Below are 12497 nucleotides of genomic sequence, written 5' to 3' on the forward strand. Positions count from 1 at the left end.
GAGATGCCTCTCATGAACCCATCCGTGTGGCTGATCGGCGCGGGTCCTGGAGACCCTGAACTGCTGACCCTCAAGGCGGTCAAGGCGCTGGGCCGCGCCGACGTGGTGCTCGTCGACGACCTGGTCAACCCGCAGATACTGGAATTCTGTCCGCAGGCGCGCATCGTGCGCGTGGGCAAGCGCGGCGGCTGCCGCTCGACGCCGCAGGACTTCATCCAGCGCCTGATGCTGCGTTACGCCCGCCAGGGCCTGCAGGTGGCGCGCCTGAAAGGCGGCGACCCCTGCATCTTCGGCCGCGGCGGCGAAGAAGCGCAGTGGCTGCTGGAACATGGGGTGTCCTGCCAGATCATCAATGGCATCACCTCCGGGCTGGCCGCCGCCACGTCCAGCGGCATTCCGCTCACGCAGCGGGGCATGGCCCAGGGCGTTACACTGGTCACCGCCCATTCGCAGGACGGCTCCACGCCCGATTGGTCCGCGCTGGCGCGCAGCGGCACGACACTGGTGGTCTACATGGGCGTCGCGAAAGTGCAGGATTTGAGCAGCCAGCTGTTGGCCGCCGGCATGGCCGCCGATACGCCGGTGGCCATGATCGAGCGCGCATCCTTGCCTGGCGAACGCCTGTGCCCGTCTTCGCTGGCCGCCATGGCGCGCGACGCGCAGGATTTCCAGTTGTGCAGCCCGGCCGTGCTGGTCATCGGCCAGGTCGCCGCCTGCCGCATGTTCGGCGTCCAGCCAGATGCGGCAGCCGCCCAGCGCCGCCTTGCCTGATCACCCGCATTACGCCGTATAGAGACTCCCGATGGCCGAACGCCACATGCCGCCGCCGCTTCGCTTCCTGCTTGCCGCGCGGCGCAGCGAACTCCAGGGCCTGGAAGCCCTGGCCCGCACCTGCGAACTGGTGCTGCGCATCAGCGCGCTGGTGCACGCCCTGCAAAAAGAGCGCGGCTATTCCAACCTGATTTTGTGCAGCGCCGCCGACCGCCTGCAACCCGCGCTGGCCAGCCTGAGCAGCGAGGCCGGCGCCGCCGAGGCCGACGTGCGCGCCTTGCTGGACGGCCTGGAAACCGACCCCACGGCGGGCGCCGGACGCGCGCGCCTGCTCAACTGCATCGCCTACGCTTTGTTCCGGCTGGACGAGCTGCCCGGCCTGCGCCGAGAGGTGCGCGACCGGCGCGTGCAGGCCACGGACGCCGACGTCCGCTTCACGCAGGCGATCGGCAGCCTCCTGGCCATCGTGTTCGAGGCCGCGGACGCTTCGCTGGATCCCGACGTGACGCGCATCCTGGTGGCGCTGCTGAACTTCATGCAGGGCAAGGAACTCAGCGGCCAGGAGCGCGCCTGCGGCGTCATGGGCTTCACCACCGGCTGGTTCGGCGACGTCCAGAAGGCGCGCATGCTGGGCCTGGCTGCCAACCAGGCGCGCAGCTTCGCCGTCTTCACGCAGTACGCGCAGGGCGCGCCGCTGGACGCCTGGGACCAGGCGCAGCAGCAGGACCAGCCGGTGCAACGCATGCGCGACATGGCGCAACACACCTCGGACACCCAGCGGGTAGACAGCGGCCTGGCCGAATTGTGGTTCGACCTTTGCACGGCGCGCATGGACACCATGCGCAACGTCGAGACCCTGCTGGCCCGCGATCTGGCGGCGCAATGCGCCCGCCGCATCGCCGAGACCCGCCAGGAACTGGACGACCGCCGCCTGTTGCTCAGCCGCCATGCCGACCACGCCAGCGGCCGCGCGCTCAGCCTGGTGTTCAGCGTTCAAAGCCGGATCCTGGATGAGCCGCCCGAGGACGGCGTGGGCAACGACCTGGAACGCTCGATCCTGGACATGATGCGCGAGCAGACCCTGCGCATGCAGCGCGCCGACGAGGCCCTTGGCAACGTGCGCGGCGCGCTGGACGAGAGAAAGCGCATCGACCGCGCCAAGCTGCTGCTGATCAGCCGCTACGGCCTGACCGAGCAGGCGGCGCACGAACGGCTGCAACGCGCCGCGATGGACGCGGGCCTGTCCTTGGCGGACGTCGCCCGGCAGATCATCGGGCAACTGGGCGAAAACTGAAAGCCGCGCGCCCGGCCGGCGCGGCCTATCGAAACACCCGCTGGACCAGGCTGACCACGGCGGCCGCCAGCGCCACCGCCGCCACCACCCTGAAATGATCCAGGCTGGCCAGCAGCACCGATTGTTGGCTGAGCATCTGCGCGATCTGCGCCGTCGCAAGCTGTTGCGCCTGCGCCGGACCCGCCGAAGCGGCGAAAAATCCGGATAGCTGCGCCATCGCCGCCTCGAAGTGCGCATTGCCGGTTGCAATGCTTTCCTGAAGCACGGAGTAGTGCCGGGACGCGAACCACTGCTGGCCGACGGTCGCCAGCATGATGCCCAGCGCCTGCCCGACCTGGGCCAGCATGTTCTTCACCTGCTGCGCATGCGCGAACACCGCCGGATCGCCGGACAGGCCCGTGAACGTGTGCATCGCGGTGGTCGGCATGATGATCATGATGAACATGCCGTAGCAGGCCAGCGCGGGAAAAACGTCCGTCCACATGTTCGCGGTCGGCGCCAGGCGCGACATCAGCACGCCGAACGCGGCCAGCGCCAGGAAGCCGGCCGCCAGGAACTTGCGCGGCGACGGCCAGCGCGGCAGCAACTGCGACATCGCCGCCCACGTCAGCACCCCCGCCCCCAGGCCCATGGCGAAGAACTCGCCCGCCGTCGTCCATGACTGGCCCAGCGCGCGTTGCAGCATCAGGGGCACCAGATAGCCGTTGGCGCCCAGCATCAGATAGCACGTCATGAAGAGGACCAGGCCGCTGAGGAAGCGCGCTTCTTTCATGCCCCCAAGCTTCAGCAGCGGCGCGCCGTTGCGCGTTTCCGTCCAGACGAAGTAGCCCAGCGCGGCCACGCCCGCGGCCGCCGACATCGTCAGCAGATTGCGGTCGCTGAAAAAATCGTAGTAGGACCGCTGCAAGGCATGCAGCAGCAGGAAGCTGCCGGCGCCCAGCGCGGCGATCGGTATCAGGCGCACCTGGCCGGCCAGCACCGACCCGGCTTCCCTGCCCGGCATGGCCAGCATCACGGGCGCCATCGCCAGCACGGAAAGCGCCGCCACCAGCCAGAACATCAGTTGCCAGCCGTCGTGTTCGACCGCCATCGCAGCCAGCCAGGGCGCCAGCGCGGTGCCCACGCACAGGCCCGTCGCCAGCGCCTTGATGCCCAGAAAGCGCGCGGGGCTGGGCGGGATCAGGTTGACCGTCAGCCGGGACGACGTGAGCATCGCCGCGCATCCCGCGGCCATCAGCACCCGCCCCAACAGGAAGCCCGCCTCGTCATGGGCCAGTGCGCACACCGCGGCGCCCCCGCCGGCCGCGGCCAGCGACGCCAGCAGATAGCAGCGCAGCCCCAGGCGATGCGTCAGCCAGCCCTGCAAGGCGATCATCACCACCGCCACGCAGGCATAGATCACGGCGATGGTGCTGTATTCCTCCGGGCTGGCCCCGATCTCGCCCATGATGGGCGCGGCGCCGAACGTCGCCATGCCGTTCTGCAGGAAGTCGATGAAGGTCAGCGCGCCGATGACCAGCAGCAGCGAGACCGGAGGTTTGGGATGAGGCATGGAAGCAGCGCCGCCGGATCAGAGGTTGGCGTCGATCACGGCGCGCACCGCTGCGTCGGCAGCGGTCAGTTCGCCGGCGTACACCGTCGTCGTGTAGGCCTGCGCGGGGCCTTCCGCCGCTGCCAGTCGCGTGCCGTCGCGAGTCTGCGTATCGACTTCGACCCGCATCGACAGGCCAAGCTGCAGCGGCTGCGCGGCCACCTCGGCCGGATCCAGCGCAATCCGCACCGGCACGCGCTGGACGACCTTGATCCAGTTGCCGGTGGCGTTCTGCGCCGGCAGCAGCGAAAACGCGCTGCCCGTGCCGGCATCCTGCCCCAGCACGCGGCCGTGATAGACCACGCCGCCGCCGTACAGGTCGGTCGTGAGCCTGACCGGCTGGCCGATGCGCACATGGCGCAGTTGGGACTCCTTAAGGTTGGCCGTGACCCACAGGTGATCCAGCGGCACCACCGACATCAGCGGCGCGCCGGCGGCCACGCGCTGGCCCACCTGCACGCCGCGCTTGGTGACCACGCCGCCCACCGGCGCCGGGATCCGGGTGCGAGCCAGCGCAACGCTGGCGTTGCGCAACTGCACGGCGGCCGCCTGCACGTCCGGGTGGGATTCGACCGTGGTGCCGTCGATCAGCGCGTGGTTGCGCTTGAGCTGCTCGCTGGCGACATTCAGCGCCGCGCGCGCCGTGCGCACCGTCTGCTGGGCGTGGATCAGCTCTTCTCCGGGAATGGCGCCTATTTTCGCCAGCGCGGATCGACGGGCCACGTCTTCCTGCGCGCGCGCCAGATCCACCTTGCGCAACTCCACGTTGGCGCCGTCCTGCCCCGCCATCGCGAACTGGCCACGCACCTGCCGCACGGTGCGCGCCAACTGCGCGCGGGCGGCGTCCACGGCCAATTGCGCGTCCACGCCATTGATCTCGACCAGGACCGCGCCCGCCTTGACGACGTCAGTATTGTCGGCGCGGATCGCGGTCACCACGCCGCCAACCTGGGGAGTCACCTGCACCACGTTGCCTTCGACGTAGGCGTCTTCCGTCGATACCCAACGGCCGTCGGAGTACTGGGAGTAGGCGCCTGCCAGCAGCGCCACGGCCAGTATGGATGCCCCCGCCACCACGGCTTTGCGGGCCAGGCCGCCGCGCGGGCGGGAAACGGAGGACGACGGATTCGGGGAGGAGGCATTCATGGTTTGCGTTGCGGGTTCGGTAAGTGGAGCGTCTGGCTGGGTACGTGTGCGGCCTGGAGGGTTCATGACAGGCTTTGCGGCGATTGGGGCGGCTGGGCGGCCTGCGGCGCATAACCGCCGCCCAACGCCCGGATCAGTTCCAGATGCAAGGCGCGGCCGCGCGTCTGCAGTTCGATCAGCAACTGCTTCTGCTGCAGCACCTGCGATTCGGCGGACAGCACCTGCAGGTAGCTGCCCACACCGTTGCGGTAACGCGCGGTGGCCATGTCGTAGCCTTCCTGCGTCAGCACCAGGGCCTGTTGCTGCTGCGCCGAGCGTTCGGCCTGCCAGCGCAGCGACACGATCTGGTCGACAACGTCGTGCAGCGCCGTGATCAGCGTGCCGTTGTACTGCTCCACGGCCACGTCATATTCGGCCTGGCGGGCGCCCAGATTGCCGCGCAACCGGCCGCCGTCGAAGACCGGCAACGAAATCGCCGGACCGATCCCCAGCACTCGGCTGCCGGCATTCAGCAGATCCGACAAGCCCAGGCTTTGCACGCCGGCGAAAGCCGTCAAGCTGACATTCGGATAGAACTGCGCGCGCGCCACCTTGATCTCCTGGCTGGCAGCCTCCACACGCCAGCGCTGCGCCACCACGTCCGGCCGGCGGCCGATCAGGTCTGCCGGCACCGCCGTCGGGATGGCCGCCACGTAGTCGCCCTGCATCGCCGGCCGGCGAATCTGGATGCCGGCGTCGGGCCCTTGCCCCGTCAGCGCTGCGACCTGGTTGCGCGTCAGCGCGATCTGCTCGTTCAGGGCGGCGATGCGTTCGCGCGTGGCGGGCAGCGCTGCTTCGGCCTGCTTCATGTCCAGCCGGGAATCCAGCTGCGCCTGGACGCGGCTCCCGGTCAGCTTCAGCGTGTTCTCGCGCTGTTGCAGCGTTTGCTCGGCCAGATCGCGCAGCAGGTAGGCGGCATCCAGCTTCAGGTAGGCACGCACCAGCGACGTCGTCAGCATCAGTTCGGCGGCATGCCGGTCGACGTCGGCGGCCTGGGCGCGCCCCAGCGCGGCGTCCAGCGCCGCCTGGTTCTTGCCCCAGAAATCGATCTCGTAGCCGACGCCTGCCTGCACGTCCGCCGTCCAGTCCCATGACCCGGCCAGAGGCTGCGGCGTCGTGCTGTTTTCACTGAAACGCTGCCGTGTCGCTCGGCCGCTCACAACGCCCTGCGGGTACAAGGGCGCCCCCGCCACACCGGCCAACGCATCGGCCTGCCGCACGCGGGCCGCCGCTGCCTTCAGGCCGGGCTGCCCGGCCAGTGCTGCCTGCACCAGCTGGTCAAGCTGCGCGTCGCCAAAGCTTTCCCACCAGGCGTGCGTCGGCCAGGCCGCCGGCGTCAGTTGAGCGCCTTCCAGCGACGTAGCGCTTTCCAGCGCGTTCGCCGTGCCCAGCGTGGATTGCGGCTGCAACCCGCCCGTGCTGGCGCAGCCAGCCAACACGGCTGCCGCCAGCGTCAGGCTGAAGCGGCGGCTCAGCCGCGCCAGGGGGTGGGGAAACGGAAAAGGGACTTGCATGGTGACGCCTATTTTTATGCCCAGGCTGTATATGCCTAGGCAGATACATAATCAAAAAAAATGCCGGACCGAAGTATCAGTCCGACCGCGCATTGGCCAGGATGCGGAACAGCAGTTTCTGCAGCGTTTCGGCGTCCTCTTCCGAGAAGCCCGCCAACATGCGGCGGAAGGCCACCTCGGTCTTCTGGCGCGCCTGCGGAAATGCCGCGCGCCCCTGCTCCGTCAGTTCGATCAGCGAGCTGCGGCGATCGGCCTCGTTTTCCACCCGCCGGATGAAGCCCTTGGCGGCGATGCGGTCCAGAAGGCGGGTCATGGCGCCGGAATCGTAGGCCAGCACGCGGCAGAAGTCGCTAAGCGTGCGCCCCCACCCCTTGACGATGCAGTTCAACACCACGTACTGCTGCACCGTGATCTGCAGCGGCGCGAGCTCGCGATCCAGGGCGTCGAGAAGGCTTGCGCGCACGTTGGTCAGCAGGAAGCCGAGTTCGCCGGTGCAAAAATCGTCCAGCACGGAGGGTTTCGCGTCGCTCATGAGGGGGCCTGGCGCAGTGCCGTGGGTATCGGTCGATGCATATTAACTGCCTAGGCAGTTATCTACAAGCATTTTCGGCGACATGCCCGACAACCGGACACGCTCAAGGCCGTCAGCCTATCCCGATGCGCCTGGCGCTTTCGCGAAAGAGCGCCTGCGTATCCGCGTCCAAACGGAACGCGCCCAGGAAATCGTCAACCCGGTACGACGGAGCCGCCTTGCGGATAGCCGGCAGAAAGCCCAGCGCCTCTTCGGTCCTGCCGGCCATCGCCAGGCAGCAGGCGGCAATCGCCAGGATGTGCACGTGCGCATTGGGGCGCGCCGCCGCCTTGATGGCCCAGCCGGCCGCTTCCTCGATACGCCCCAGGCGCACCAGCGCCAGCGCGCGCACGGCCAGCATGCCAAAGAGCAGCGGGTCGAACGGACTCAGATGACGCGAATAATCGGACGCGTCGATTGCCGCCTGGGCGTCTCCCAGCTGGCAGTCCACGAAGCCCAGCGTGTAGTGGCCCAGCGCAAAATTGGGGCTCAGGTCGACTGCGCTGCGCAGTTCCGAAAGCGACTGCTCCTGGTGCCCGCGCAGCCACAGCGCCCGCCCCATGGCCCAATGCGCGGCCGGATCGCGGTCATCGGCGATGAGGCTCTGGCCCGCGGTCTCGTAAGCCAGGTCGATGGCGGGGCCCTGGTCCTCCCAGCGCTGGAATGCGCTCTGCCAATGGGTGAAGGACAGGCCGGCGTAGGCCCGCGAAAACGTCGGATCCAGCCGCACGGCCATCTCGAAGAAGTGTCGCGCCTGTTCGTTGTCGCTGCGGTTGAACCGGTACATGTGCCACAGCCCGCGATGATGCGCCTGCCACGCGTCCAGGGAATTCGGCGGCATGAGGATGGCGCGGTTGCGCTCCGCGGCTTCGATTTCGATGTCGATCGACGCGACGATGCGGTTGCCGATCTCGTCCAGCGCCAGGAAGGCGTCATCCAGCTTGTGATCGAACACGTCCGTCCAGACGATGCGGGCCGTGCGGGATTCGACCAGCTGGACGTCCACGGCGATGCGCTGATCCTGCCGCCGCAACGAGCCGCTGACCACATAGTCCACGTTCAAGGTGCGGCCCGCCTCTTCCGGCCCCACGCTGCGCTGGTCCAGCGCAAACACCGTACCCTGCGCAATGACGAAGAGGCTGCGCAGCTTGGCCAGCCGGGCAATGATGTCGAAGGCCAGGCCGTCCGCCACGCCGCCACGAACGCCCGCCTGCGCCGACCGGTCAAGAAAGGGCATGACCGCGATCGACGCCCTCCCTCCGCGTTCCGGTGCGTGTTCAGCCGCGCGAGCCGTCGGCGCCGCGCTGGCCTGCGCCGGCTCATGCGCCCGGCTCGCCCGTCGGGCCCGCACGTCGCGCCAGGCCTCGCGCAGGGGCCGCCAGTCCAGCCCTTCGGACTCGAAGGCGCGCACGGCGGCCGCCAGGTGTTCTTCGCCCTCGCGCCACTGCCCGCGAAACGCCAGCGCGTCCAGCATCAGCTCATGCGCCTCTGGATCGAAAGGAGCCAGCTGCAGCCACTTGTCCAGGCATGCAAAGCCGTCCTGGGAGCCCGCCGGCAGATTGGCGGCCAGATGCGCCAGCACGGCGGCATGGCACGCCCTCAGCCGGCGCCGCTGCGCGGTCAGCCAGCTGTTGAAGAAAGGGCTGCGGCCGATCTCCAGCCCCTCCAGGAAATCGCCCACGAACATCGCCGACAGCGAACGCAGCCGTTCCAGCCCCGCTTTGTCGATGCCCTGCTGCATGGCCGCGCCGATCTCCAGGACATCCACCCGGCAATCGCCCAGGTCCAGCCTGACCGTGTCCTGGACGGTTTCCACCCTGCGCCGGTCGGGCTCGTCCAGCAATCCCCTGGCTTTGCTCAGGCACCAGCGCAGTTCTCCGCGCGGATCGTTTGGAACGTCCCACAGCAGTTCGCAAAGGTGGGCCCGATTGACCGCATGCGGCGCCAGCGCCAGATACGCGACCAGGGCGCGCAGCTTGCGCGAAGGCGGGAGCGCCAGCGGGGCGCCGCCCCGGCTGATGGCCATGGGCCCCAACATGCGCACGTGGATGGCCGCCCCCGTCGATTCCACCCCGGATTCCACGCTGGCTACCACGCTCGCCTCCACGACCGGTTTTTATCGTTGTTTCCGGGGAGCACGGCGCGCGAATGCCTTCGCGAAGCTGGTTGCAACACCCCGGCGCGTAGGCAATGGATGCCGCCGCGCACCCATCGCTCTAACGGAGACACACCATGTCCATTTCCTCCCTTGCCACCAGCGACGTGCGGGAAACCGCACAGCCCGACCTGGCTGCCTTGAAGACCCGCCAGCAGGGCACCTGGTCCTCCGGGGACTATGCCGTTGTCGGCACCACGCTGCAGATCGTAGGAGAACAGCTGTGCGAATCCCTTGATGTACGCGCCGGCCAGAAGGTGCTTGATGTCGCCGCCGGCAACGGCAACGCGACGTTGGCCGCCGCCCGCCGCTGGTGCGACGTGGTCTCGACCGACTACGTGCCAGCGTTGCTTGTCCGCGGCCGTGAACGCGCCGCCGCCGAGCATCTGAAGATCGAATTCCAGGAAGCCGACGCCGAGGCGCTGCCCTTCCCGGAAGCGTCGTTCGACGTCGTCATGTCGACCTTCGGCGTAATGTTCACCGCCGACCAGGACAAGGCCGCCGCCGAAATGGCCCGCGTATGCAATCACGGCGGCAAGATCGGGATGGCCAACTGGACGCCCGACGGCTTCATCGGCCAGATCTTCAAGACCATCGGCAAGCACCTGCCTCCGCCCGCCGGCGTCAAATCGCCCGCCTTGTGGGGCACCAAGGCGCGCATCGAAGAAATGTTCGGGCCCCATGCGTCCTCGATCAAGGCCGAACCCCGCCATTTCGTGTTTCGCTATCGCTCGCCCGACCACTGGCTGCAGGTATTCAAGACCTACTACGGCCCGCTGCTGAAGGCCTTCGGCGCGCTGGACGCCGCGGGGCAGGAAGCGCTGACCTCCGACATCAAGGCGCAGATCGAAAAGTTCAACCGATCGGGCGATTCCGCGGTGGTGGTGCCCAGCGAGTACATGGAGATCGTGATCACCCGCCGGTGATCGCACAGGAAGCCGGCCTTCGCCGCAAGCGAGGCCGGCCACGTGGACGTCAGGCAGGAAGGAGTCCATGCGCAGCGCCTTCACGGCCGTCCGCCACGAAGCCTCGGGGCGGCCGTTGTTGAGCAACCGTTCTAGAGGATAGGCAATGGCGTGCCGGCCACTGCCGGACTGGGTGCGAGCCCATAGCGGAAATCATACGCCCGTGAAGAGCGCCTGCGGGGATCAGCCGGCCAGCGAGGACTTGAAGCGCTGGCCGGCCGCCTTCCACTCGCAGGGCCGGCGGGCCGCCTTCCCTATGGCAGGTTTTCCCTGAAGATCACCTGGCTGCGGGCCAATTCCACCCCGTTCATTGCGCTGCGCTTGTCGCGCAGGTTGCTGAAGATACGCACGCAGCTCATCAGGGCCTCCATGGGGCTTTGCGTGATGACGGCATCCATGGTGCCGTCGATCAGCAGCGACCGCGTGTCCGGCGTCAGGCCGTGCCCGATGAAAACAACCCGGTGCTGCTGCCCTGCTTCCTTCAGCGCGCGCGCCACGCCATCCGACGCGCCGCCGATGTTGTAGATGCCGGCCAGCTGGGGATACTGCTCCAGCAACTGCCGCGTCTGTTCATAGTTGCGCTGCGCGTCGTCGTAGCCTTCGCGCAGGTCGACCACCTGCATGGCCTGGAACTGTTCGGCATAGAGCTGCAGGAAGCCGCTTTCGCGCTCTTCATGGGCGCGGTAATGCCGAGACCCCGCGATCAGCGCCACGTGCGCCGCGCGCATTCCAATGAACCGCGCGATCAGGTAGCCCGCCGTGCGCCCCGCGGCGCGATTGTCCAGGCCCACGTACGCCGCGCGCGCGCTGTTGGCGATGTCCGAAATCAGCGTCACCGTGGGCACGCCCTGCTGCGCCAGCGCGTTGACGGCTTCGCGCACAACCGGGTGCTCAAGCGCCATGAACGCTATCCCGTCTGCCCGCTTGCCATGCTTGGCCAGCGCCTGCGCCAGCGCGTCCGGATTGAAGCTCTCCACGTAATCGACCTGGCACTTCGCATTCAACGGCGCGAAATGCTCGTGCGCGAAGCTGACGGTGTCGCCCAGCATGCGCAGATAGCGATTGCTGCCGCGGGGCAGCACGAACACCAGCCGCATGGGCTCGGGCGCGGCGGCGGCGTAGGCGTCCTGCTCGGGCAGGTAGTCCAGGTCGACGGCGGCCTTGAACACCTTCTGGGCGGTGGCCGGGCGCACGCCTGGGCGGCGGTTCAGCACGCGGTCCGCCGTGGCGGTGGAGACGCCAGCCCGGGCGGCCACATCGGCCAGGCGGGCAAGCTTACGGTCGGGAGAAACTTTATTCACATCAAAAACCATCATGAATAAGATTTGACGATGATAGCGCCTGTTCACTATTGTCCACTCTGCCGCATGGCTTAGGCGTATTTGTGGCACATCAAAAAACATCATAACTACCACGACGGAGACAACCATGAAGCTGCTTACACGCCGCAGTGCCCTGCGCCGCCTATGCGCGGTTCCCGCCCTTGCCGTTGCCGGCACCGGCTTTCCGCTGATCGCCCGCGCGGCCGACTACACGCTCAAGTACGGCAACAACCTGCCGGTGACGCACCCGCTGAACATTCGCGCCCAGGAAGCCGCCGAACGCATCCTGAAGGAAAGCAACGGCAAGGTCGACATCAAGATCTTCCCGAACAACCAGCTTGGCGGCGACACCGACATGCTGGCCCAGGTGCGCTCCGGCGGCATCGATTTCTTCACTCCTTCCGCCCTGGTGATCGCCACGCTGGTGCCGGTGGCCGCCATCAACGCGGTGGGCTTTGCGTTCAAGGACTACAACCAGGTCTGGAACGCCATGGACGGCGCGCTGGGCGCGCACGTGCGCGCCGCCATTGCGCAGCGCAAGCTCTACGCCTTTGAAAAGATGTGGGACAACGGCTTCCGCCAGACCACCAGCAGCAAGGCGCCCGTCAACACCGCCGCCGACATGGACGGCTTGAAGATCCGCGTGCCGGTGAGCTCGCTGCCGATCTCCATGTTCAAGGGCCTGGGCGCCGCGCCTGCCAGCCTGCAATTCAGCGAGGTCTATTCGTCCCTGCAGACCAAGGTGGTGGACGCCCAGGAGAACCCGCTGCCCATCATCCAGGTGGCCAAGCTGTACGAAGTGCAGAAGTACTGCTCGCTGACCAACCACATCTGGGACGGCTACTGGTTCATCGCCAACGGCCGCATGTGGGAAAGCCTGCCCGCCGACCTGAAGACGGTGGTGGCGCGCGGCATCAACGAAGCTGGCCTGGCCCAGCGCGAAGACATCAAGAAGCTGAACGCCTCGGTGCAGTCCGACCTGGAAGCCAAGGGCCTGCAATTCAACCAGCCGTCCGCCGACAGCTTCCGCGAACAGCTGCGCACGGCGGGCTTCTACAAGGAATGGCAGGGCCGGTTCGGCAATGAAGCCTGGGGCTTGCTGGAGCAGTCCGTCGGCAAGCTGGCCTGA

The 12497-nt window shown here is 67.7% G+C and carries 10 protein-coding genes; 4 read left to right on the top strand and 6 right to left on the bottom strand.

The window, feature by feature from the left end:
- Window positions 1–12: 12 nt before the first annotated feature.
- Together cobA and RT614_RS15455 are read left to right on the top strand one after the other, a co-directional pair.
- Window positions 13–771 (top strand): uroporphyrinogen-III C-methyltransferase, encoded by a 759-nt coding sequence (gene cobA / locus RT614_RS15450; protein ID WP_313623003.1) that lies wholly within the window; start codon window positions 13–15, stop codon window positions 769–771.
- 31 nt (window positions 772–802) lie between these two features.
- Entirely contained in the window at window positions 803–2065 is a 1263-nt protein-coding gene (locus RT614_RS15455) for a nitrate- and nitrite sensing domain-containing protein (RefSeq protein WP_313623004.1), read from the top strand.
- 25 nt (window positions 2066–2090) lie between these two features.
- Here the strand turns inward: RT614_RS15455 and RT614_RS15460 are convergent, their stop codons facing one another.
- From RT614_RS15460 to RT614_RS15480, 5 genes are all read right to left on the bottom strand, one after another.
- A complete protein-coding gene (locus RT614_RS15460; RefSeq protein ID WP_313623005.1) occupies window positions 2091–3617 on the bottom strand; it encodes an MFS transporter in 1527 nt (508 codons plus the stop codon).
- An 18-nt stretch (window positions 3618–3635) separates the two neighbouring features.
- Window positions 3636–4802: an efflux RND transporter periplasmic adaptor subunit gene (locus RT614_RS15465; RefSeq protein ID WP_313623006.1), complete on the bottom strand. Its 1167-nt coding sequence runs from the start codon at window positions 4800–4802 to the stop codon at window positions 3636–3638.
- 62 nt (window positions 4803–4864) lie between these two features.
- Window positions 4865–6355 (bottom strand): efflux transporter outer membrane subunit, encoded by a 1491-nt coding sequence (locus RT614_RS15470; RefSeq protein ID WP_313623007.1) that lies wholly within the window; start codon window positions 6353–6355, stop codon window positions 4865–4867.
- A gap of 76 nt (window positions 6356–6431) precedes the next feature.
- Window positions 6432–6887: a MarR family transcriptional regulator gene (locus tag RT614_RS15475; RefSeq protein ID WP_313623008.1), complete on the bottom strand. Its 456-nt coding sequence runs from the start codon at window positions 6885–6887 to the stop codon at window positions 6432–6434.
- Between the two features lie 112 nt (window positions 6888–6999).
- Window positions 7000–9021, bottom strand: a complete 2022-nt coding sequence (locus RT614_RS15480; RefSeq protein ID WP_313623009.1) for a transcriptional regulator — start codon at window positions 9019–9021, stop codon at window positions 7000–7002.
- A gap of 137 nt (window positions 9022–9158) precedes the next feature.
- Between RT614_RS15480 and RT614_RS15485 the strand changes: the two genes are divergently transcribed.
- Window positions 9159–10007 (top strand): class I SAM-dependent methyltransferase, encoded by an 849-nt coding sequence (locus RT614_RS15485; protein ID WP_313623010.1) that lies wholly within the window; start codon window positions 9159–9161, stop codon window positions 10005–10007.
- 293 nt (window positions 10008–10300) lie between these two features.
- Here the strand turns inward: RT614_RS15485 and RT614_RS15490 are convergent, their stop codons facing one another.
- The gene (locus RT614_RS15490; RefSeq protein ID WP_313623011.1) at window positions 10301–11362 is read right to left on the bottom strand and encodes a LacI family DNA-binding transcriptional regulator; all 1062 of its coding nucleotides are present in this window, start codon (window positions 11360–11362) and stop codon (window positions 10301–10303) included.
- A gap of 112 nt (window positions 11363–11474) precedes the next feature.
- Between RT614_RS15490 and RT614_RS15495 the strand changes: the two genes are divergently transcribed.
- The gene (locus tag RT614_RS15495) at window positions 11475–12497 is read left to right on the top strand and encodes a TRAP transporter substrate-binding protein (protein WP_313623012.1); all 1023 of its coding nucleotides are present in this window, start codon (window positions 11475–11477) and stop codon (window positions 12495–12497) included.

Source organism: Achromobacter sp. (assembly GCF_032102605.1).
In the GTDB taxonomy this organism is placed as follows: Bacteria; Pseudomonadota; Gammaproteobacteria; order Burkholderiales; family Burkholderiaceae_B; genus Achromobacter.